The 23,089-nt window shown below is 39.8% G+C and carries 25 protein-coding genes and 1 other annotated feature; of the genes, 23 read left to right on the top strand and 2 right to left on the bottom strand.

Annotation, left to right across the window (positions count from 1 at the left end):
- The first annotated feature begins 294 nt into the window (after positions 1–294).
- A complete protein-coding gene (locus P3L44_RS12190) occupies positions 295–921 on the top strand; it encodes a transglycosylase SLT domain-containing protein (protein ID WP_233618327.1) in 627 nt (208 codons plus the stop codon).
- On the opposite strand, the gene P3L44_RS12185 is transcribed toward P3L44_RS12190, so the two are convergent.
- Positions 915–1,619 carry a MarC family NAAT transporter gene (locus P3L44_RS12185; RefSeq protein ID WP_004263665.1) on the bottom strand — a complete coding sequence of 235 codons (705 nt, stop codon included), beginning with the start codon at positions 1,617–1,619 and terminating at the stop codon, positions 915–917. The two genes, P3L44_RS12190 and P3L44_RS12185, sit on opposite strands and share 7 nt — an antisense overlap.
- 467 nt (positions 1,620–2,086) lie before the next feature.
- Between P3L44_RS12185 and fos the strand changes: the two genes are divergently transcribed.
- From fos to ihfA, 13 genes are all read left to right on the top strand, one after another.
- Entirely contained in the window at positions 2,087–2,500 is a 414-nt protein-coding gene (gene fos, locus P3L44_RS12180) for a fosfomycin resistance glutathione transferase (RefSeq protein WP_004263671.1), read from the top strand.
- A gap of 103 nt (positions 2,501–2,603) precedes the next feature.
- Positions 2,604–3,002, top strand: coding sequence for a hypothetical protein (locus P3L44_RS12175; RefSeq protein ID WP_094961745.1), 399 nt, complete (start codon positions 2,604–2,606; stop codon positions 3,000–3,002).
- Between the two features lie 103 nt (positions 3,003–3,105).
- Complete coding sequence (locus tag P3L44_RS12170) at positions 3,106–3,555, top strand: methyltransferase family protein (protein ID WP_140170585.1); 450 nt, start codon at positions 3,106–3,108, stop codon at positions 3,553–3,555.
- A gap of 85 nt (positions 3,556–3,640) precedes the next feature.
- Entirely contained in the window at positions 3,641–4,228 is a 588-nt protein-coding gene (locus tag P3L44_RS12165; protein WP_140170584.1) for a hypothetical protein, read from the top strand.
- 256 nt (positions 4,229–4,484) lie between these two features.
- Positions 4,485–6,413, top strand: a complete 1,929-nt coding sequence (gene thrS, locus P3L44_RS12160; RefSeq protein ID WP_272661548.1) for a threonine--tRNA ligase — start codon at positions 4,485–4,487, stop codon at positions 6,411–6,413.
- Between the two features lie 3 nt (positions 6,414–6,416).
- Positions 6,417–6,956 (top strand): translation initiation factor IF-3, encoded by a 540-nt coding sequence (infC, locus tag P3L44_RS12155; RefSeq protein WP_071524538.1) that lies wholly within the window; start codon positions 6,417–6,419, stop codon positions 6,954–6,956.
- A 346-nt stretch (positions 6,957–7,302) separates the two neighbouring features.
- Entirely contained in the window at positions 7,303–7,842 is a 540-nt protein-coding gene (gene infC / locus P3L44_RS12150) for a translation initiation factor IF-3 (RefSeq protein WP_140170582.1), read from the top strand.
- Positions 7,843–7,937: 95 nt separating this feature from the next.
- Positions 7,938–8,135, top strand: a complete 198-nt coding sequence (rpmI, locus tag P3L44_RS12145; protein ID WP_004263702.1) for a 50S ribosomal protein L35 — start codon at positions 7,938–7,940, stop codon at positions 8,133–8,135.
- A 46-nt stretch (positions 8,136–8,181) separates the two neighbouring features.
- Positions 8,182–8,538, top strand: coding sequence for a 50S ribosomal protein L20 (gene rplT, locus P3L44_RS12140; protein WP_004263714.1), 357 nt, complete (start codon positions 8,182–8,184; stop codon positions 8,536–8,538).
- An 89-nt stretch (positions 8,539–8,627) separates the two neighbouring features.
- Positions 8,628–8,757, top strand: a sequence feature (Phe leader region).
- A complete protein-coding gene (gene pheM / locus P3L44_RS22140; RefSeq protein WP_136134757.1) occupies positions 8,634–8,678 on the top strand; it encodes a pheST operon leader peptide PheM in 45 nt (14 codons plus the stop codon). (Overlaps the previous feature by 45 nt.)
- Before the next feature lie 123 nt (positions 8,758–8,880).
- Positions 8,881–9,864 (top strand): phenylalanine--tRNA ligase subunit alpha, encoded by a 984-nt coding sequence (gene pheS, locus P3L44_RS12135; protein WP_004263717.1) that lies wholly within the window; start codon positions 8,881–8,883, stop codon positions 9,862–9,864.
- A gap of 14 nt (positions 9,865–9,878) precedes the next feature.
- Positions 9,879–12,266 (top strand): phenylalanine--tRNA ligase subunit beta, encoded by a 2,388-nt coding sequence (gene pheT / locus P3L44_RS12130; protein ID WP_140170581.1) that lies wholly within the window; start codon positions 9,879–9,881, stop codon positions 12,264–12,266.
- A 4-nt stretch (positions 12,267–12,270) separates the two neighbouring features.
- Positions 12,271–12,567, top strand: coding sequence for an integration host factor subunit alpha (ihfA, locus tag P3L44_RS12125; RefSeq protein WP_004263721.1), 297 nt, complete (start codon positions 12,271–12,273; stop codon positions 12,565–12,567).
- Between the two features lie 77 nt (positions 12,568–12,644).
- On the opposite strand, the gene P3L44_RS12120 is transcribed toward ihfA, so the two are convergent.
- Positions 12,645–13,583: a RhoGAP domain-containing protein gene (locus P3L44_RS12120; RefSeq protein ID WP_140170580.1), complete on the bottom strand. Its 939-nt coding sequence runs from the start codon at positions 13,581–13,583 to the stop codon at positions 12,645–12,647.
- 115 nt (positions 13,584–13,698) lie between these two features.
- On the opposite strand from P3L44_RS12120, the gene btuC reads away from it, so the two are divergent.
- The 9 genes from btuC to arnF all read left to right on the top strand — a co-directional run bounded on the left by btuC (position 13,699) and on the right by arnF (position 23,028).
- Positions 13,699–14,700 (top strand): vitamin B12 ABC transporter permease BtuC, encoded by a 1,002-nt coding sequence (btuC, locus tag P3L44_RS12115; RefSeq protein ID WP_272661549.1) that lies wholly within the window; start codon positions 13,699–13,701, stop codon positions 14,698–14,700.
- Positions 14,701–14,702: 2 nt separating this feature from the next.
- Positions 14,703–15,479 carry an ATP-binding cassette domain-containing protein gene (locus P3L44_RS12110; RefSeq protein WP_272661550.1) on the top strand — a complete coding sequence of 259 codons (777 nt, stop codon included), beginning with the start codon at positions 14,703–14,705 and terminating at the stop codon, positions 15,477–15,479.
- Positions 15,480–15,598: 119 nt separating this feature from the next.
- Complete coding sequence (gene arnB, locus P3L44_RS12105) at positions 15,599–16,744, top strand: UDP-4-amino-4-deoxy-L-arabinose aminotransferase (RefSeq protein WP_140170577.1); 1,146 nt, start codon at positions 15,599–15,601, stop codon at positions 16,742–16,744.
- On the top strand, positions 16,744–17,736 hold the full coding sequence (arnC, locus tag P3L44_RS12100; protein ID WP_004263733.1) for an undecaprenyl-phosphate 4-deoxy-4-formamido-L-arabinose transferase: 993 nt from the start codon (positions 16,744–16,746) through the stop codon (positions 17,734–17,736). Before arnB ends, arnC begins: the two co-directional genes overlap by 1 nt.
- The gene (gene arnA / locus P3L44_RS12095) at positions 17,736–19,721 is read left to right on the top strand and encodes a bifunctional UDP-4-amino-4-deoxy-L-arabinose formyltransferase/UDP-glucuronic acid oxidase ArnA (protein WP_140170576.1); all 1,986 of its coding nucleotides are present in this window, start codon (positions 17,736–17,738) and stop codon (positions 19,719–19,721) included. Before arnC ends, arnA begins: the two co-directional genes overlap by 1 nt.
- Complete coding sequence (gene arnD, locus P3L44_RS12090) at positions 19,721–20,614, top strand: 4-deoxy-4-formamido-L-arabinose-phosphoundecaprenol deformylase (RefSeq protein ID WP_272661551.1); 894 nt, start codon at positions 19,721–19,723, stop codon at positions 20,612–20,614. The genes arnA and arnD overlap by 1 nt, the downstream gene beginning before the upstream one ends.
- Before the next feature lie 7 nt (positions 20,615–20,621).
- Positions 20,622–22,280 carry a lipid IV(A) 4-amino-4-deoxy-L-arabinosyltransferase gene (arnT, locus tag P3L44_RS12085; protein WP_140170574.1) on the top strand — a complete coding sequence of 553 codons (1,659 nt, stop codon included), beginning with the start codon at positions 20,622–20,624 and terminating at the stop codon, positions 22,278–22,280.
- Positions 22,277–22,624 (top strand): 4-amino-4-deoxy-L-arabinose-phosphoundecaprenol flippase subunit ArnE, encoded by a 348-nt coding sequence (gene arnE / locus P3L44_RS12080; RefSeq protein ID WP_272661552.1) that lies wholly within the window; start codon positions 22,277–22,279, stop codon positions 22,622–22,624. Before arnT ends, arnE begins: the two co-directional genes overlap by 4 nt.
- Entirely contained in the window at positions 22,621–23,028 is a 408-nt protein-coding gene (gene arnF / locus P3L44_RS12075; RefSeq protein WP_004263744.1) for a 4-amino-4-deoxy-L-arabinose-phosphoundecaprenol flippase subunit ArnF, read from the top strand. The genes arnE and arnF overlap by 4 nt, the downstream gene beginning before the upstream one ends.
- Positions 23,029–23,089 lie beyond the last annotated feature (61 nt).

Genomic DNA, 23,089 nt, shown 5'->3' with positions numbered 1-23,089 from the left:
ATTATTGGTTTAGCGTTTTTTAACATACAGTTGTTAAGGTTTATAACAATTATATTTTATATCCTAATTGATAATGATTATCAATATCAATTGTGAAAAATAAATACAAAAAGTGTGGAATAGCATTATTCGTCATTATAGGCTTCTAAGTCCCATGGCTATTTGTATGACTAAAACACGTCCTGAAGTAAAAGTTAAGTAAAAATTATTTTATTTTTCTTAGGATTAGTTATTCTGCCATCGGCTTCCATCGTAGAGGATTCGACAGTGAGAAAAATAATTGGCGGTACTTTTATGCTACTGCTACTAGCAGGTTGTTCAAGTGAGCCAGATAGGCCTGTAACAAAACAGCGAATGTTAGAGCCTACAGGGCCAATAGCCACACAAAATACGACATTTCCAAGAACGCCTTTTGATGAATTTATTCGTGACTCTGCGGTTCGTTATAGTGTTGATGAAGCTTTAATTAGGGCTATTATTGAGGTCGAATCCAATTTTAGGCCTGAAGTTGTCAGTAAATCCAACGCAATAGGTTTGATGCAGATTAAAGCTTCGACAGCGGGGCGTGACGCATACCGTTACCAAGGGAAGTCAGGGGAGCCGAGTACTCGTGACCTAAAAGATCCACAAAAAAATATTGATATTGGCACAGCCTATATTCGTATTTTAAGGGAACAGCACCTTGCTGGAATAAGCCACCCTCAGACGTTATATTATGCAACTGTTGTCGCTTATGTGAACGGGGCTGGAGCGTTATTAAGAACATTTGATAATGATAAGGGTAGGGCGATTGCAATGATTAACAGCTTATCGCCGGAAGAATTTTATCAACATGTACAAACAAAACATCCTGCACCGCAAGCCCCACGGTATTTGTGGAAAGTTAAAAATGCTTACAATGCATTAGCTATGTCTTATTGATATTCACGCATTAAGTGTGGGAGTTGCGCGACAATTTCAACAATTCCGTTGATTACAAATTGCACTCCCATACAGATTAATAAAAATCCCATCACCCGTGCGATTGCATCAATACCGCTATTTCCTAGCCACCTCATAATAGAAGTTGCGCCTCTTAAACCAATCCAAACGATGAGACTTGCAATAAAAAAGGTAATTACGGGGGCGACTTTTAAAACCCATGGGGCAAAACTAACATTACCTTGTAATGATGCAGTGGAGCTGATGATCATAGCAATAGTACCAGGGCCTGCGGTACTTGGCATAGCAAGAGGAACAAAGGCAATGCTAGGTGATTCTTGGCGTTTTTTAGGGACATTTGGATCATCAAGGGCATTGGCGGTTGGGTCTTCCCCAACATCACTGCTAGGAAACAGCATGCCAAATCCAATAAATGCCACAATTAGCCCGCCTGCAATTCGCAGTCCTGGTATTGATATTCCAAATGTGTTCATGACTAATTGGCCTGCATAAAAAGCGATTGTCATGATTGCGAATACATAAATAGAGGCCAATAACGATTGATGGTCACGCTGCTCTTTTGTCATATTAGCAGAGATGCTTAACATGACTGCAATTGCAGTTAAAGGGTTGGCGAGAGGAAGTAACAGTACTAGACCAATACCAACGGCTTGAAATAGCTCAAGAAAATTTGTCATGGAAGTTAGATTCAAGCTCCTGATTAATGTGAATAAAACACCTTATCTCAAATGATAGCAAAATTTCTTATAGATCTGTAGGTTAGCATTTATATCTAGTGAGATATTTTATGGTAGGAGGTGGTTAGCATACTGATGAGTAAGAGTTAATATTAACTATCATTTATTAGTTTGTAGATAATAAGAGTTGTTCACATTAATTGTGGATAACAATGGCTTTCATCTGTGAATAACTTATTTTATTTGTTAAATAACAGCAAGATGAGTGATTGTGGTAAAAGTATTCAATTTTTAAAGGCAAAAAAAAAACCTTTTTATGGGGGATAAAAAGGTTAAGGGCATTTCGTAACAGGTTGTCTTTAAGTTGATATGGGATACAGTATATCTGCTGCAATGTTATTTACTGATAATTTATGTAAATTCATTAAAAGAATTCACTGTGACAGACAAGTAAAGGGTAAAAAAATATGTTAAACGGAATCAACCATTTAACTTTAGCTGTAACTGATTTAGAAAAAAGTATTGGTTTTTATCAATCACTACTTGGTATGAAGTTACATGCGAGTTGGAAAAAGGGCGCCTATATTTCCTGTGGCGATTTATGGTTATGTTTATCATTAGATATAACTCGCCAATTTTCGTCCCCAGAAAAAACGGATTACACACACTATGCCTTTAACGTTGATGCGAAAGACTTTCTTATCGTTGTTGATAGGCTAATGCAAGCAAATGTCATTGTCTGGAAAGAAAATAAAAGTGAAGGAGATTCTTTTTACTTTCTTGATCCAGATGGCCACAAATTAGAATTGCATGTAGGCGGCTTATTACAGCGCTTAAAGAGCTGCCAAGAAAAACCGTATGAAGAAATGAAATTTTATTAAAAAGAGTTATGGATTTCTTTACAAAGGATTTTTAGTTTTAAAAATAGCTTTACGCAGAGTTGGTTATCCTATTTTCAGTTAATTTTGAGTAATAGGAAAAAGAATGAAAAAACTTATAGCGACATTAGCCGGGGCGTCGATGCTATTAGTTTTGGCTGCCGCCATGTTACTAATCGTTTTTCCTCAGCAGTGGAAGCAAAGCATTTATCCGAATATATCCCAAGTCTTACCAACATCGCTCAGTGCTATTTTACCGCAGAGTTTAGCCAGTAATGATATTTGTAATAGTCTAGAGGATAACCTGCAAAGTTTTACTGATTATCTTAAAGTGAATCAGGACATTGTTGATGTAAAGGGAATGAATAGTTTAGATGAACAACTTGCCAATATTCAAACCAGAATTGATTCTATGCCCAGTGATGTACGAAATTTAGTTTGCCAGCAAGAATATAGTAAATTAGAAGGTTTAAAGAGTGTGTTTTCCTTAACTCCCAATAACTAATTATTTTTGTAGTTAATATCACTACTCTATATGTTCCTCCACTCAAATTTATATATTCATTTATGGTATGCTAATAGCATCATTTTGGCTTACAGGTAACGCAATGAATATATTTAAATTGCCATTATTGAATTGGTTAGTCGCTAATGGGGTCGCTGTATATTTTCTTTCCAAGCAAGATCTTTTAGACTGGACGTTTTCTGGTTGGATGGGAATTTTAGGTATATTAATTGCACTGGAGAGTGTGAGTTGGGTCGCGACAAGCCTTTACTACTTTTATAAACATAAAACATCACCAAATCCTACGGTTAAGGCAACGCATTTAGTGACTAACGGGCCTTACCGATTTTCACGTAATCCAATGTATTTAGCTTTTACATCAATGAGCTTGGCTTTAGCTTTCTTTTCACATTCTCCTTATTTTTTGGTCGCAGGGTTAGTATTTTGGCTGATTACTGATTTATATACGATCCCACAGGAAGAACGTTTTTTATCTGCATCATTTAAGAATGAGTGGGAAAAATATAGCAAGCAAACGAGACGTTGGTTATAGATTTATGGAAATGAGACGCTTTATCATTTAATCTGTTTTGTACACTTCAAATTTAGAATTTACGCAAAACATATTAAGGATAATCATGAACTATCAGGTGGCGCCATTTTGGATATACTCCAGTAAACTCGCATGTTTTATAATGTTCAGTGTATTTTTTGCTTTTTTTTCAGTAAGTGGTTTTATACTTTATTTATTTACCATCGGGGTTGTTTGGGCTGTTGTTGTTTCATTTAAAATTCATGGAATGAAGGAAAAAGGAATAGTCTTAAAAAATAGCGATACTTCTGATTGGATAGTATATGTGAATGGTATTCCAGTCCAAGAAAGAAGACAAACTCTCTTCAATCCCTGTTTTGCAACGATACAGCATGCGAAGTCATTCTTTAGTATTGCCTTTATTATTCGGGCGTTAATTCAAATTATCTTTTGTATTTATTTATTTTGGCAAATAGAGAAATTAGATAATATTTATGTACTATTACTCTCGTTAATAGCTACTTTCTACATCATTTACTCTTTATGGAAATCAATTCAATCGGTTATTATTCTTCAACAAAATAAGATAATCAGTGAAGAGTTAATCGCACCTAGTGGATCCCGTTGGTATCGTGTGTTTTTCAAGCAAAAAGAGAAACTATTTCCTGCATTGGATAACTTATTCACCATTTAATCGGGAAGGTATTGATTTTTCATATGAAGAAGAACAATTAGCGGCATTACGCTATCACCATAAAATAGGTCTGTGTTATCATTAGTAGTTGAGTTACTCACGATGTAACGAAATAGGGCACTTAAATTGCCCATATTTGTGTACATGTCTTGCATTGTGAAGTGAGAAATCGTTAGTAACGTATTGATTTATAACTTTGGAATAATCAAGCAAGTGATCTTTCGTGTGGGTCACCACTGCTGATAAGGATTTTTTAATGCCTGTTATTACTCTTCCTGATGGAAGTCAGCGTCAGTTTGACCACCCCGTTTCTGTGATGGATGTTGCTCGTGATATCGGTGCAGGTTTAGCTAAAGCCTGTATTGCGGGTCGAATTAATGGCGAACGTGTCGATGCATGTGAAATAATTGAACATGATGCAAACGTATCCATTATTACGAGTAAAGATGAAGACGGACTCGAAATTATTCGTCACTCTTGTGCTCACCTGTTAGGTCATGCAATTAAACAACTATGGCCAAACACGAAAATGGCGATTGGCCCTACTATCGATAATGGTTTTTACTATGATGTCGATTTAGACCATATGCTGACGCAGGAAGACTTGGAAAAGCTTGAAAAGCGTATGCTTGAGCTTGCCAAAACAGATTATGATGTGGTGAAAAAACGTGTTTCTTGGAGCGAAGCTCGTGAAACTTTCGTTACCCGTGGCGAAGACTATAAAGTTGAAATTTTAGATCAAAATATTAGCCAAGATGACCGCCCTGGTTTATATCATCATGAAGAATATGTTGATATGTGTCGTGGTCCACACGTACCGAATATGCGTTTTTGCCACCATTTTAAATTACAGAAAGTGGCTGGCGCATACTGGCGTGGTAACAGCGATAACAAAATGCTGCAACGTATTTACGGCACCGCATGGGCCGATAAAAAACAATTAGCGGCCTATTTATTACGTTTAGAAGAAGCAGCTAAGCGTGACCACCGTAAAATTGGTAAACAATTAGATTTATACCATATGCAAGAAGAAGCGCCGGGTATGGCATTCTGGCATAATGACGGTTGGACAATTTTCCGTGAGCTGGAAACCTTTGTACGCACTAAACTGAAAGCTTATAACTATCAAGAAGTTAAAGGCCCATTCATGATGGATCGTGTGCTGTGGGAAAAAACAGGTCACTGGGATAACTATAAAGACGCGATGTTTACGACTTCTTCTGAAAACCGTGAATATTGTGTGAAACCAATGAACTGCCCAGGTCACGTACAGATTTTCAACCAAGGTTTGAAATCATACCGTGACTTACCATTACGTATGGCAGAGTTTGGTAGCTGTCACCGTAATGAGCCATCAGGTGCACTGCACGGCTTAATGCGTGTGCGTGGCTTTACTCAAGATGATGCACATATCTTCTGTACTGAAGAGCAAATCTTAAGCGAAGTAACTAGCTGTATTGAAATGATTTATGATGTTTACGCAACTTTCGGTTTCGAAAAGATTGTCGTAAAACTATCAACCCGTCCTGAAAAACGTATCGGTACTGACGAGATGTGGGATCGGGCGGAAGATGACTTAGCGAATGCACTGAAATCAAAAGGTATTGAGTTTGAATACCAACCAGGTGAAGGCGCATTTTATGGTCCGAAAATCGAGTTTACACTGTACGACTGCCTTGACCGTGCATGGCAATGTGGTACTGTCCAGTTAGACTTCTTCTTACCGGGCCGTTTAACAGCTTCCTATGTAGGTGAAAATAACGAACGTATCGTTCCTGTTATGATCCACCGTGCAGTGTTAGGTTCACTAGAACGCTTCATTGGTATCTTAACAGAAGAGTATGCAGGCTTTTTCCCAACATGGTTAGCACCACAGCAAGTGGTTGTAATGAACATTACTGATAGCCAAGCAGATTATGTTCAAGAATTAGTAAGCAAGCTGCAAAGTGTTGGCATTCGTGCGAAAGCGGACTTACGTAACGAGAAAATCGGCTTTAAGATCCGTGAACACACGCTGCGTCGCGTCCCTTACATGTTAGTATGTGGTGATAAAGAAGTTGAATCAGGTAAAGTTGCTGTACGTACCCGTCGTGGTAAAGACTTAGGCAGCCTTGATGTCAACGAATTCATGACAAAACTGCTTGAAGAGATCCGCAGTCGTCAACTCAATCAGATGGAGGAATAAGGTATTAAAGGCGGAAAAAAACTCCCAACGGCGCGCCCAAATCGTATTAACGATGAAATTCGCGCAACAGAAATCCGTGTCACTGGTTTAGACGGTGAGCAACTTGGTGTAATGAGTGTGCGTGAAGCCCTCTTTAAAGCAGAAGAAGCAGGTGTCGACTTAGTCGAAATCAGCCCAAATGCTGAGCCACCAGTTTGTCGTATCATGGACTACGGTAAATATCTTTATGAGAAAAGCAAATCTCAAAAAGAACAAAAGAAAAAACAAAAAGTTGTTCAAGTGAAGGAAATTAAATTCCGTCCGGGAACTGACGAAGGCGACTACCAAGTTAAACTACGTAGTTTAATTCGCTTTTTGGAAGATGGTGACAAAGCTAAGGTGACACTGCGTTTTCGTGGTCGCGAAATGGCTCACCAACAGATTGGCTTAGAAGTGCTTAACCGCATCAAAACCGATCTGGATGAACTGGCATCAGTAGAATCATTCCCATCAAGGATTGAAGGACGCCAGATGATCATGGTATTGGCACCAAAGAAAAAATAATTAAGCCAGTATGGTTATAGCGAAGTAATTGCTAGAGTCTAGCAGCGCTCATTTGGGCGCTGCTTCTCTATTTTGTTTGTCTTATCTAATGAGTAAAAATAATTGCTTCAATGCTACAAATTTCCCTCAAAATCCAAGTTTTCAAACAGTTCAGTGTGATTTATTGCAAGATTTACTTGAGTAATCCGGCAAGAAGCATTAAAATCCGCGGTCGAATCACTTTGTCGGCGCATAGCGCATAAAGACAAACAAAGAATATCGTACACGCGTCAAGTAGTAACTATTGAGTGACGAGTGTATTTGCTTGAGAGAAGCAAATCTCTTTATCCAATTGGAGGAATGAAGTATTAAAGGCGGAAAAAGAATCCCAACAACACGTCCAAATCGTATCAATGATGAAATTCGTGTTCCAGAGGTCCGTTTAACGGGTTTAGACGGTGAACAGTTAGGCATCATGAGCGCACGCGAAGCGCTTGAAAAAGCTGAAGAAGCAGGTGTAGACCTAGTGGAAATCAGCCCAAATGCTGAACCGCCAGTTTGTCGTATCATGGATTACGGCAAATTCCTTTATGAGAAGAGCAAATCTCAAAAAGAGCAAAAAAAGAAACAAAAAGTTGTTCAGGTGAAGGAAATTAAATTCCGCCCTGCTACAGATGAAGGTGATTATCAGGTCAAACTACGCAACCTGACTCGCTTTCTGGAAGATGGTGATAAAGCTAAAGTTACACTGCGCTTTCGCGGTCGTGAAATGGCTCACCAGCAGATCGGTCTGGAAATGCTTAACCGTATCAAAGCTGATCTGGAAGAACTAGCATCCGTGGAGTCTTTCCCTTCAAGAATTGAAGGGCGTCAGATGATCATGGTGCTGGCACCGAAGAAGAAATAATTAGGCCTGCAAGTAATACTCGTTTATAGCAATATAGATGTTATTCGCCTAATTAATTCGTAGTTAATCACAATGCGAAGTTGGAAATAAAAGAAATGCCAAAGATTAAAACTGTACGTGGCGCAGCAAAGCGCTTTAAAAAAACTGCAGGCGGTGGCTTTAAGCGTAAGCATGCAAACCTTCGTCACATCCTGACTAAAAAGTCAACTAAGCGTAAACGCCATTTACGTCCGAAAGGAATGGTATCTAAGGGCGATCTGGGTCTGGTAGTTGCTTGCCTGCCTTACGCATAAGTAAACAATTTAGTTAATATAAGATAAAGACGATAGGAGATAGCTTATGGCTCGCGCAAAACGTGGTGTAATCGCCCGTGCACGTCACAAAAAAATTCTGAAGCAAGCGAAAGGTTACTATGGTGCACGTTCACGTGTTTACCGCGTAGCATTTCAAGCGGTAATCAAAGCTGGTCAATACGCTTACCGTGACCGCCGTCAACGTAAACGTCAGTTCCGTCAACTGTGGATCGCACGTATCAACGCTGCGGCTCGTCAGAACGGTCTGTCTTACAGCCGCTTCATCAATGGCTTGAAAAAAGCTTCAATTGAAATCGACCGTAAGATCTTAGCAGACATCGCAGTTTTCGATAAAGCAGCATTCACTGCTTTAGTTGAAAAAGCGAAAGGCGCTTTAGCTTAATTGTTTGCTTGGAAAGAGGAAGGAAACTTCCTCTTTTCATTTATAGCTATTTGTGTTAATACTTTAGATACAGTTAGTTATTGAGAGTTTACTACATGCATTCTGTGATTTTTCGTTTCTTTTTTTACTTTAGCACCTGAATTCCGGGGGCTTTTTCGCGTAAATAGAAAAAAGAAATGAAAAGTTACGCTAAAGCCTCCTTAGGGAGGCTTTTTCATTTCTAGTTTTAGATTAAGTACAGTAAAATCAGTTAAGTATTCATTCATTACCAAATAGAATGTGAAGCTTAATATATATAGTGAATAACTAGCAAAAAGACCAAGTGGTCATAAAGGGGAAACAATGCCACATCTCGCTGAGTTGGTTGCACAGGCAAAAGCAGCCATTGAACAGGCCCAAGATGTTGCTACGTTGGAATCAGTGCGTGTTGAATATTTAGGCAAGAGCGGCCATTTCACACTACAGATGAAAACGTTGCGTGATCTGCCTGCTGAGGAACGTCCAGCAGCAGGGGCTGTGATAAATGAAGCTAAAGTACAGGTTCAAGATGCACTGAACGCCCGTAAGGACGCGATGCAAGCTGAAATTCTTAATGCACGTCTAGTATCAGAAAAAATTGATGTGTCATTACCTGGGCGTCGTATGGAAAATGGTGGGTTACACCCAGTGACCCGTACAATTCAGCGAATTGAAGAGTTTTTTGGCGAATTAGGTTTCTCTGTTGAAACTGGTCCAGAAATCGAAGATGACTATCATAACTTTGATGCGTTAAATATACCAGCTCACCATCCCGCGCGTGCTGACCATGATACTTTTTGGTTTGATGCAAAACGCTTACTGCGTACGCAAACATCGGGTGTACAAATCCGTACAATGAATGGCCAACAACCACCGATTCGTATCATTGCTCCTGGTCGTGTATATCGTAATGATTACGACCAAACGCATACACCAATGTTCCATCAAACAGAAGGCCTGATTGTTGATAAAGATATCAGTTTTACCAATCTAAAAGGCACATTGCATGATTTCTTGAATAACTTCTTTGAAGAGGAAGTTCAAGTACGTTTCAGACCATCATATTTCCCATTCACCGAACCTTCAGCGGAAGTTGATGTTATGGGTAAAAATGGTAAATGGTTAGAAGTATTAGGCTGCGGAATGGTGCATCCAAATGTATTGCGCAATGTAGGTATTGACCCTGAAGTCTACTCTGGATTTGCCTTTGGTATGGGGATGGAGCGCTTAACAATGCTACGCTACGGTGTTTCTGACCTACGTGCATTCTTCGAAAATGATCTTCGTTTCCTCAAACAGTTTAAATAAGGCGGGGTTATCTCATGAAATTCAGTGAACTATGGTTACGCGAATGGGTAAATCCGGCGATTAGTAGTGAAGCATTATCTGACCAAATCACGATGGCGGGTTTGGAAGTTGATGGTGTAGATGCAGTTGCTGGCCAATTTCACGGCGTTGTTGTTGGTGAAGTGGTTGAGTGTGGTCAACACCCAAATGCAGACAAACTGCGCGTTACAAAAGTTAACGTAGGCGGTGAGCGTTTATTAGATATCGTCTGTGGTGCACCAAACTGCCGTCAAGGCCTAAAAGTTGCTGTTGCAACGGTTGGTGCGGTATTACCGGGTGATTTTAAAATTAAAGCGGCAAAATTACGTGGCGAGCCTTCTGAAGGTATGCTGTGTTCTTATTCTGAACTGGGTATTTCTGATGACCACAGCGGAATTATTGAATTGCCGCAGGATGCCACTATCGGTACCGATATTCGTGAATATCTAAAACTTGATGATAATGCAATTGAAATCAGTATTACACCTAACCGTGCAGATTGCTTAAGTATTCTTGGGGTTGCACGTGATGTCGCTGTTATTAATAAATTAGCGCTAAATGAACCTGCTATTAATACAGTATCTGTGACCATAAAAGATACTTTCCCAATTCGAGTAGAAGCACCTAATGCCTGCCCACGTTTCTTAGGTCGTGTGATCAAAAATATTGATGTGTCAGCGCCAACGCCAATGTGGATGAAAGAAAAGTTGCGTCGTGGTGGCGTCCGTTCTATTGACGCGGTTGTGGATATTACCAACTACGTCTTATTAGAATTGGGTCAGCCTCAACACGCTTATGATCTAGACCGTTTAGATGGTGCTATTGTTGCTCGCATGGCAAAAGAAGGGGAGAAACTAGTTCTCCTTGATGGCAGTGAAGCAACGTTAAAATCAGACACATTAGTGATTGCTGATGAATCAAAAGCACTGGGGATTGCAGGTATTTTTGGCGGTGAACACTCAGGTGTTAATACGGAAACCAAAAATATTTTATTAGAGTGTGCATTCTTCGACCCATTATCGATCACAGGTCGTGCACGTAATTACGGTTTGCACACTGATGCATCTCACCGTTTTGAGCGTGGTGTTGACCCTCAATTACAGTTTAAAGCGATTGAACGTGCTACTGCGCTAATTGTTGAGATTTGTGGTGGTGAAGTCGGTGAAATTATTGATGTAACCAGTGAGCAACATTTACCAAAAGCCGCAAATATTAAACTGACACGCAATAAATTAGACCGTTTGATTGGTCATTTTATTGAAGATGAGTTAGTTACGGATATTTTGACGCGTTTAGGATGCAAAGTCACGGCTTCTGCTAATACATGGGATGTTGTCGCTCCAAGTTGGCGCTTCGATATGCAAATCGAAGAAGACTTAGTGGAAGAAGTCGCTCGTGTTTATGGTTATAACAGCATCCCTGATGTGCCATTACGTGCTGATTTGACCATGACTAATCACAAAGAAGCTAACCTACCTTTAAAACGTATTAAAGCAATGTTAGTTGACCGTGGTTATCAAGAAGCAATCACTTATAGTTTTGTTGACCCTAAAGTTCAAGCTTTACTGCATCCACAACAAGATGCGTTGCTTTTACCTAACCCGATTTCTGTTGATATGTCAGCGATGCGTTTATCGTTACTGACTGGTTTATTAGGAACGGTTGTCTATAATCAAAATCGTCAACAAAATAGAATTCGTTTATTTGAGACAGGTCTGCGCTTTATTCCTGATAATCAAGCAGAATATGGAATTCGCCAAGAACCTATGTTGGCAGGGGTGATTACAGGTAACAGATTTGAAGAACATTGGTCATTAGATAAACAAGTTGTTGACTTCTTTGACTTAAAAGGTGATCTTGAAGCTGTTTTTGAATTGACTGGGAAACTAAATCAAATTACATTTAAATCTGAGGCACATCCTGCATTGCATCCAGGTCAAAGTGCTGGGATTTATCTGGAAAATGAACACATTGGCTTTATTGGTGTAGTTCACCCAGAATTAGAACGCAAACTCGATTTAAATGGTCGTACGGTGGTGTTTGAGGTTCGTAGTGATGCGATAGCACAACGTGTCATCCCTGAAGCTAAGGCGATTTCGCGCTATCCATCGAACCGCCGTGACATCGCTGTTGTCGTGCCAGAAGATGTGGCTGCTGCTGAAGTTTTAGCAGAGTGTAAAAAAGTTGGCATAAATCATATAGTTGGCATAAACTTATTTGATGTGTACTGTGGTGAAGGAATAGCGGATGGCTATAAGAGCCTTGCTATCAGTCTTGTCTTCCAAGATACCCAGCGTACTATGGAAGAAGAAGAGATCACTGCTACCGTTGATCTGTGTATTGCTGCGTTAAAACAGCGATTCCAAGCCTCCTTGAGGGACTAAACCTATGGCGCTTACTAAAGCTGAAATGTCAGAAAATTTGTTTGAAAAACTGGGTGTTAGCAAACGTGATGCTAAAGACCTTGTCGAAACTTTCTTTGAAGAGGTTCGCCTTTCCTTAGAAAATGGTGAGCAAGTAAAATTATCTGGATTCGGTAACTTTGATTTACGTGATAAAAATCAACGTCCCGGACGTAACCCAAAAACTGGGGAAGATATTCCAATTACTGCCCGCCGTGTTGTTACCTTCCGCCCAGGCCAAAAATTAAAAAGCCGTGTAGAAAAAGCAACGCCGAAAGAGTAATTATATCGTTTGATATGAAAAAAGACCGCCTAGGCGGTCTTTTGTTTTTGGAAACTGTGATAGTAGTTGAGAGTTGATTAGACATCATAGGATTGCAATTTTAAATCGTGATTAATTAGAGCTTCTATGTAAATTTGTGCGTCACTATTTAATTTAATCTGAGAAGCAAAAGGTAGGCCTGAGCTAGTGACTAAACTTGGTGCAAAGCAAGTTGCTAAGTTGTAAGCATCCATTTTATTTGTTTGCTGATTTTTTGTGATTTCAGCGAATAGAGGAATGACTAATTGTAGTGTTAACGGTGTTTTTTCAAGAGATAAAAATGCATGTTGAGCATTTTTATCTAGTTCTTTCAGTAGCTCTCTTTTGTCTTGATTGATTGAGTTTTGAGCGAAAATTTCCTTTAATAACGCAGATTTTTGTTGTACTACATCGGCTAATTTATGAATGGATTTTGGAGAGGTTTCTAATGAATGAATATTTTTTTCTATTAGATTAGCAGCAATCTTTTTGTAAGCTGAAGTAAGAATTTTAATATCAACAATATCTTTGTTTAAAAGATATTCTTTAAGTGGCTTGCCTGCGAGTAGGTGTGAGACTAATTTATCACGCTCAAGCGCATTTGCTGATGTGCGAAAAAGACCAATTGTTTCCCTGTAATTTGGGTGAGTTAAAATGGCGCTACCCAGTTTATTAAGCTGAAGATAATTCATTTTTTCATCGCCAGTGAGTTCTTTACAGTAATCGATAGCCTTTATGTTTTCTTGCTCTATCTTTTTCGCAGCTAATTTGTCTTTTTCACAAATTGGTGAGGTTGGGGGCATTTCAGTAGAGAAGGTGGGATAGTGTTTGACCGTATTTGATTGAAACTTGCGTAAGATATAGTTTTTTATACTAGACAGAACATTAATTTTTCTAATTGAATTTATAAATCCTTTCTTCTTCTCACTAGAGGGGCGCATATTTTCGTGAGGATTTGTTATCAGTGATGATTTGAGTGCATTGTTTCTAGCTTTCATAGGTTTCCATAGAGATTATGTTAAAATTAAAAATTAATTTAAATCTATGGTGATAATATATCTTGCATAAAAAACGGTAATTTTCTAACTCAATAATAAATAAGTAAATATATATATGACTTATTCTTTGCTTGGATTACAAAAACAACAAAATAAATCAGACATACGTTTAATCGTATTTTTGTTTTTCTCTCTTTTTATCATTGCAATATTGTCGCTCAGTGCTGGGGAGATTTGGTATTGGCCTAGCCAATGGATGGATGATCCCGCGCAGTTGTTTGTCTGGCAAATTCGCTTTCCCCGCACACTAGCGGTCATTGTCATTGGCGCAGCTCTTGCAGTCACAGGGGCTATAATGCAAGCTTTATTTGAAAACCCTTTAGCAGAACCAGGCTTATTAGGGGTTAGTAATGGTGCGGGTGTCGCGGTGGTGCTGACTGTATTATTATCATCAGGCGTGACGCACTATTGGCTATTAAGTATTAGCGCAATTATGGGAGCACTATTTTTTACCTCCATATTGCTCTATTTTGCTCGCCGTAAAAACTTGAATAATTCAAGTTTATTGCTTGTTGGTGTTGCTCTAGGCGTGATTAGTGGTGCCTGTATGACATGGATGGTGTACATGAGCAACAACCTTGATTTGCGACAGTTACTCTATTGGATGATGGGGAGTTTTAGTGGGGTTGATTGGCGACAATTTGGTCTTGTTATTGGTTGCTTGCCATTTTTAATTTGGGTGCTTTTCCAAGGAAATATACTGAATTATCTTTCATTAGGAACGGTACAAGCCTATCAATTAGGTATCTCAATTTATAAATGGCGCGTTATATTGATTATTATTAGCGGTGTATTAATTGGCCTCAGCGTTGCTATTGCGGGGGCGATTAGCTTTATTGGCTTAGTTATTCCTCATATATTGAGATTAAGTGGTTTAACAGATAACCGCGTATTATTGGTTGGTTCTGCAGTGGCAGGGGCATTAGGGTTATTAACAGCAGATATTCTGTCTCGGTTATTAATCGCCAATGCGGAAGTTCCCATTGGTGTTATTACGGCAACCTTAGGGGCTCCGGTATTTATTTTCTTGTTAATTCGTCACCAACAATGGCGGTAAAAATGATGGAAAATAAATTAATTATTGATATTAAAAACATTACTATCGATACACGCTTGGTCAATGTTTCAGCTCAAGTGCGGGCTGGAGAACAAATTCATCTATTGGGTGCGAATGGGGCGGGGAAAAGTACATTATTAGCTGCGATAAGCGGTTATTTACCTGTAGGCGGCGATATTTTAATTGGTGGGCAAAGTATACGGCAATATCGTATTGCTCAATTGAGCCAACAACGTGCTTATCTTTCACAATTAGTTAGTTACATTCCAATACTCAAAGTTTTTCAATATGTTGGCCTGTTTTCACCTAACATAGTGTTTTCTGCTGGTGTTTTTGAGCGTTTATGTAGCGATTTTCAACTAACATCATTATTAAGTAAACCTATTAACCAACTCTCGGGTGGTGAATGGCAAAGAGTCCGAATTGTAGCAGCATTTTTGCAGGTCTGGGATAAACAGCAATGCGAGGGGAAATTTATACTATTGGATGAGCCGACCAATAATTTAGATATTATTCAGCAAGCAATGCTTGATAAATGGATTAAATATTTTTGTGATTGCTTAGGAACCGTTATAATGAGTGGTCATGATCTTAGCCATTCGTATAAAAATGCATCTTGTATTTGGATGATAAAACAAGGACAGTTAGTCGCAGTAGGGAAACCAGAATGTATAATGACAGAAAAAAATTTATCTGACATATTTATGTCTGAAATTAAGTTAAGCCACAGTGCATCTCACCGGGTGTGGCAGGTTATAAATTTAACGGATAAGCAATAAGGTGTTTTTATCACTTATTTTTACATGATAATCCCGCAATGTTTGCAGGTGTTGAGGTTCGGTTAAAGTATAATTAACTAGAATATTCTATTCACAATGAAAACTAGGCTATAAACAATATGAGCAATTTCTTACCATTTTCAAAACCGGCAATCGGTGATGAAGAGGTCAAGGCAGTTGAAAAAGTTCTGCGTTCAGGCTGGATAACTACAGGCCCACAGAATCATCAATTAGAAGAAGATTTTTGTAAGCGTTATGGCTGTAAGCATGCGATTGCACTTTCTTCTGCAACAGCGGGGATGCATGTTGTCTTAATGGCATTAGGTATTGGCCCTGGTGATGAAATTATTACACCATCACAAACATGGGTTTCTACGATTAACATGATTGAATTGCTTGGTGCAACCCCTGTGATGATTGATGTTGATCGTGACACATTAATGATCCAACCCGATGCCGTAGAAAAAGCGTTAACAGAAAAAACAAAGGCCATTATCCCAGTTCATTATGCGGGGGCTCCTTGTGATCTTGACGCATTGCGTTTGATTGCTCAAAAAGCCGGTGTAGCTTTAATCGAAGATGCAGCACATGCAGTGGGTACTCGTTATAAAGATGAGTGGATTGGCGAAAAGGGAACGTCTATTTTTTCTTTTCATGCCATCAAAAATGTCACCTGTGCGGAAGGGGGATTAGTCGCAACAGATGACGATGAACTTGCTCAGCGTGTACGTACACTCAAGTTTCACGGTCTAGGGGTTGATGCGTTTGATAGACAAATGCAAGGCCGTAAGCCGCAAGCCGAGGTTGTTGAGCCCGGTTTTAAATATAATTTATCGGACATTCACGCCGCGATTGCAGTGGTGCAGTTATCACGAGTTGAGCAATTAAATCAGCGTCGTGCGGAACTTACAGCTCGTTATCGTGAGTTGCTGAAAAATTCTCCTTTACAAATGTTGAGTGTCCCTAGTTACTCACATTTACATGCAAATCATTTATTTATGGTACGTGTCGATAAAGCAGCATGCGGTATTGATCGCGATACATTCATGGAAAAATTGAAAGAGCATGATATTGGAACAGGGTTGCACTTTCGTGCCGCGCATACACAAAAATATTATCGCGAAAAATACCCTGAGTTAGTTTTACCTGAATCAACATGGAATAGCGCCACATTGTGTTCGTTACCTTTATTTCCCGATATGACTGATGCAGATGTTGAACGGGTCGTTAAAGCTGTAGAAGCAGTTCTTTTGGAGTCAAAATAGTGTCACACGCAGATGAATTTGATGAGATTAAAAAAGTCTCAGTGGTAATCCCTGTCTATAATGAAGAGCAGAGCTTACCGCAATTACTAGAACGTACTATCAAGTCATGTAAACAATTAACTCAATCCTATGAATTAATTCTAGTTGATGATGGTAGTAGCGATCGTTCAGCACAAATGCTTACAGAAGCAGCGGAAAATCCAGAAAACCACGTTATTGCAATTATTTTAAACCGTAATTATGGGCAGCATTCTGCTATTATGGCAGGTTTTAACCAAGCGGATGGCGATTTAGTAATTACCTTGGATGCGGATTTGCAAAATCCGCCAGAGGAAATCCCTCGTTTAGTGCAAACAGCGATGCAAGGTTATGATGTAGTTGGTACACGCCGTGCGAATCGCCAAGATTCTTGGTTTCGCAAAACAGCGTCTAAAATGATTAATGCGATGATCACCAAAGCAACAGGCCGCTCTATGGGTGACTATGGCTGTATGTTACGTGCGTATCGCCGTCATATTATTCAAGCTATGTTGCAATGTCATGAAAGAAGTACATTTATTCCTATTTTAGCAAATACATTTGCACGTAGAACCATTGAAATTGATGTAGCGCATGCAGAACGCGAGTTTGGTGATTCTAAATACAGCTTTATGAAGCTGATTAATTTAATGTATGACTTATTAACATGCCTGACTACGGCACCACTGCGTTTATTGAGTGTTGTCGGTAGTATTATCGCCGCTGGCGGTTTTTTATTAGCGGTATTGTTAATTGCATTGCGTTTAATTTTTGGCGCAGAGTGGGCCGCAGATGGCGTATTCACGCTGTTTGCAGTACTCTTTATGTTTATTGGTGCACAGTTTGTTGCCATGGGTTTATTGGGCGAATACATTGGTAGGATCTACAATGATGTACGCGCGAGACCTCGTTATTTTATTCAAAAAGTCGTTGGAGCAGATGCGAAATCCGACAAAAATCAGGAAGAAGACTAATGAAAGCTATTGTTTTTGCCTATCATGATATTGGCTGCGTAGGGCTAAAAGCGCTTGAAAAAGCAGGTTTTGATATCCAAGCAGTGTTTACCCACACTGATGACCCAAATGAAAACCACTTTTACTCCTCTGTTGCGCGTTTAAGTGCTGACATGGAGCTTCCTGTTTTTGCGCCTGAAAACGTTAATCACCCATTGTGGATTGAACGTATTCGCGAAATGAAACCTGATGTGATTTTCTCCTTCTACTATCGTGATATGTTGAGTGAAGAGCTGTTAGCTATCGCGCCTAAAGGTGCGTTTAATCTACATGGTTCATTACTCCCTAAATATCGCGGTCGTGCGCCTATTAATTGGGCATTATTAAAAGGCGAAAGCGAAACAGGTGTAACCTTACATAAAATGGTAGCTAAAGCCGACGCTGGCGATATCATTGCTCAAGAAAAAGTGGTTATTACCGATACAGACACTAGCCTAACTTTACATGCAAAAGTCCGTGAAGCGGCGGAAGTTTTGCTGGATAAAACACTGCCATTAATCGAAGCTGGTAGCTACAAAGCGGTTGCACAAGACGAAAGTCAAGCAACGTACTTTGGTCGTCGTACCGCTGAAGATGGTTTGATTAATTGGAACGACAGTGCAAAAGACGTTAATTGTTTGATTCGTGCAGTGACTGAACCTTACCCAGGTGCGTTTACCTATTTAGGTGCACGCAAAATGGTTATTTGGCGCGCACGCGTTTTAGATGATAACCAAGGTAAACCAGCAGGTACGGTACTTTCGAGTGACCCACTGCGTATCGCTTGTGGTCAAGGTGCTATCGAAGTGATTAGCGGCCAAAGTGAGACGGGTTTATATATGCAAGGTAGCCGCCTTGCTAACGAAATGGGTATCGTGACAGATGTTCGTGTTGGTGCAAAACCAACGGCACAAGTAAAACGTCGTACACGTGTTCTGATCCTTGGTGTTAACGGCTTTATCGGTAACCACTTGACTGAGCGCCTGTTAAAAGACGGTAATTACGATATCTATGGTATGGATATCGGTTCTTCTGCAATTGAACGTTTTATTGGTAACCCACGTTTCCACTTTATCGAAGGTGATGTGAGCATCCATACAGAATGGATTGAATATCACATCAAAAAATGTGACGTTATTTTGCCTTTGGTTGCGATCGCGACGCCAATCGAATATACCCGTAACCCACTGCGTGTTTTCGAGTTAGACTTCGAAGAAAACTTAAAAGTTGTACGTTACTGTGTGAAATACAACAAACGCATCATTTTCCCATCAACTTCTGAAGTTTATGGTATGTGTGATGATAAAGAGTTTGATGAAGATGAATCACGCCTGATCGTAGGTCCAATCAATAAACAACGTTGGATTTACTCAGTATCTAAACAATTACTTGACCGAGTGATTTGGGCATACGGTGCAAAAGAAGGTCTGAAGTTCACCTTATTCCGTCCATTTAACTGGATGGGACCACGTTTAGATAGCTTGAACTCTGCGCGTATTGGTAGTTCTCGTGCAATTACACAGTTGATCTTGAACTTGGTTGAAGGTTCTCCGATTAAACTGGTTGATGGTGGTGCACAAAAACGCTGTTTTACAGATATTAAAGACGGTATTGAAGCACTGTTCCGTATTATCGAAAATAAAGATGGTAAGTGTGACGGCCAAATCATCAATATCGGTAACCCAACGAATGAAGCCAGTATTCGTGAATTAGCGGAAATGTTGCTGGAAAGCTTCGAAAAACACCCACAACGTGGAAAATTCCCTCCATTTGCAGGTTTCCGTGAAATCGAAAGCAGCAGCTATTATGGCCAAGGGTATCAAGACGTTGAACACCGTAAACCAAGTGTTGAAAACGCACGTCGTTTACTGGACTGGGTTCCAACTATCGATATGAAAGATACCATTGAAGAAACATTAGATTTCTTCTTACAAGGTGCTGTTGAAGAGTTAGGTAATAAAGACTAATGAAAAAAGTTGGCTTGAGAATTGATGTGGATACTTACCAAGGTACATTAAAAGGGGTTCCACAGTTACTCAAAGTGCTCAAAGAGTATAATATTCAGGCCAGCTTTTTCTTCAGCGTAGGACCCGATAACATGGGGCGCCATTTATGGCGCCTTTTGCGTCCTAAATTTCTGTGGAAAATGCTTAGGTCTAATGCAGCATCCCTTTATGGGTTAGATATCTTATTAGCGGGCACAGCATGGCCGGGTAAAAAAATTGCTAAGGATTTAGGTTACTTGATGAAACAAACCTTGGATGCTGGCCATGAAGTTGGCTTACATGCATGGGATCATCAAGGCTGGCAGGCTAAGGTTGTGAAATGGAGCAAACCGCAACTGACAGAGCAGGTTAAGCTAGGTGTTGATGCATTGGAGCAAGCTATTGGGCATCGTGTGACTTGTTCAGCCGTCGCTGGTTGGCGAGGCGATGAGCGCGTATTGGAAGTTAAACAAACGTTTAACTTTGACTACAACAGTGATTGCCGTGGTAAATATCCATTTAGGCCAATTTTAGCGGATGGCTCATTAGGGACAGTTCAAATTCCTGTAACACTGCCGACTTACGATGAAGTTGTGGGAACAGTCGTGAGTGATGAGGCATTTAATGATTTTATTCTTCAAGCAATTAAAGAAGATCAAGGCATTCCAGTTTATACTATTCACACTGAAGTGGAAGGGATGTCTAAATCGGAACAATTTTCACAATTATTGGAACGAATTACACAAGAAGATATCCAATTCTGTACATTGAGTGAATTACTGCCAGACGATTTGAATTCATTGCCAAAAGGGCGTGTGGTGAGGGCACCATTCCCTGGGCGTGAAGGCTGGCTAGGCTGCCAAGAAGAGGAATAAGCAACCTATGTTGAATAACCGAGCGAGCAAAGTAGGAGCCTCTCTGCTGGCTCTTTTTTTTATCTTAACCTATTTATTGCCGTTGGATAGCCGTTTACTTTGGCAACCAGATGAAACACGATATGCGGAAATTAGCCGTGAAATGTTACAGCGTGGGGATTGGATTGTTCCTTACATGCTGGATGTACGTTATTTTGAAAAACCAGTAGCAGGTTACTGGATAAACAATATTAGCCAAATGATTTTTGGTGAAACTAATTTTGCTGTTCGCTTTGGTTCGGTTTTTTGTATTTTCCTCAGTGCATTACTTGTCTACCGTATGGCAAAAATGATGTGGCGCAATAACCACGTTGCTTATGTTGCTAGCCTCATTTATATCTCAATGTTCTTGGTATTCTCCATCGGAACTTACAGTGTACTCGACCCAATGTTGTCTTTATGGATAGCAGCAAGCATGTTCTGTTGTTTGTGGGCAATGAAATCGAGAGAAGTAAAATCTAAACTAGCGGCATGGCTTTGTCTTGGGCTGGCTTGTGGCATGGCATTTATGACTAAAGGCTTTTTAGCCCTTGCGATCCCCGTGATAGTCATGCTTCCTGTCACAATCTATCAAAAGCGGTTCCTTGAGTTACTTAAGTACGGGCCGCTTGCAATAATTTCGGCGGTTATTATCAGTTTGCCATGGGCTTTGGCGGTTGCAAAACAAGAGCCTGATTATTGGCATTATTTCTTTTGGATTGAGCACATTAAGCGGTTCACGGCAGATGATGCTCAGCATATCGCACCGTTTTGGTATTATATTCCGATTATTATTCTTGGCGCTATTCCATGGGCAGGGCTGTTACCCGGTGCTATCATGAAAGGTTGGAAAGAACGTAAATCTAGCCCCGATATGTTTTTCTTACTGTGCTGGTTTGTTGTTCCCGTCATCTTTTTCAGTATTTCCCGCGGTAAGTTACCAACGTATATGTTGCCGTTTATGGCGCCATTGGCATTGCTTATGGCAAAGTATGGGGTTGACTGCGTTCGTAGTGGTAAAATGAAAGCATTGAAAGCCAATGGGATTATTAATGTTGTATTAGGGATCGCTGCGGTTATAGCGGTAATTGTCGTGAGCACAGTGATCAAAAAGCCGTTATACGAACCTGATGAATGGTCAAAAATGGTGTTAGGTGTCGTTGCCTTTTCTATTTGGGCGATTATCGGTTACCTATGTACGGTATTAAATGCGAAATATTGGTTATGGGCCGCATCGTGCTCTTTGGCCGTGAGTTTGTGTATTGGCAGTGCTCTGCCGAACAACACCATCGATTCTAAATTGCCTCAAAACTTTATTCATCAAAATCATGATTTACTGATGAATAGCAAATATCTGATGGCAAGTAATGTTGGGGTCGCAGCCGGTCTTGCTTGGGAAACTCAAAATTCCAATATCTATTTATACAATAGTAGTGGAGAGTTAAGTTATGGGTTGGAATATCCAGATAGCCAACATCGCTTAATAAAACCGGACCAGTTTGCACAATGGCTGACAAAAGCACGTAAAGAAGGGCAGGTAACTGTTGTCTTTTTATTAGGCCGTAAAGAAGGGTTACCGGATATTCCTAAGCCAGATGAAGTCATTAAAAATTCACGTATGGCGATTGTGGTTTACCATCAACAATGATTGCACAACTACTGCTGTTATTGCTGGTTAGCGTTTTGACCTGCGTTGGGCAAGTGGCTCAAAAGCAAGCCGTCATCAATTGGCAGAGTAATAAAACCAATAAAACAGCATCAGCCTTTCGGTGGCTGGTGCTGGCGGTTTTTATGCTAGGCCTTGGCATGTTGTTTTGGTTGAAATTATTGGAAACCATGCCGCTGAGTATCGCTTATCCAATGTTAAGTATTAATTTTGTATTAATTACTTTAATTGGCCAGTTTGTTTATAAAGAGCAAACTGGGCTTAACCACTGGTTAGGGGTTGCTGCCATTATGTTTGGTATTTTGCTAATGAGTATCGGCGTATGAACAAGGGTTATTTGTGGGTGATTAGCAGTGCTTTATTAGTCACAGTCGCTCAACTGAGCTTAAAAGCCGGGGTAGTTGAACTACCCTCATTCACACTTGGCTGGCATTGGCTACAATTAGAGTGGTTACTCGCAAATATTACTAGCTTAGGAATTATTTTTTTAGGGTTAGTTTGTTATGCGTTATCGATGTTATGTTGGCTATTAGCTTTAAAACACATAGCATTGAATAAAGCTTATCCGCTTATTAGCTTAAGCTATGTTTTCGTTTATTTATTAGCAGTTTTCTTACCTTGGTTTAATGAACCTGCGACAGGACTAAAGGCCATTGGAATTGGCTTTATTTTATTAGGGGTATGGCTAATTAGCCGGCCCAATAAATCACCAAGTGATAGAACGGAATAATTTCTTAGTTGCTTATATTATAGTCTTCACGCACTATAATATAAGCAAGTTATCGCAATAA

The sequence above is a fragment of the Providencia sp. PROV175 genome (assembly GCF_032707045.1).
Classification (GTDB): domain Bacteria; phylum Pseudomonadota; class Gammaproteobacteria; order Enterobacterales; family Enterobacteriaceae; genus Providencia; species Providencia hangzhouensis.
Note: the sequence above shows the minus strand (reverse complement) of the source record. Positions and strands in the feature narration are given on the sequence as shown.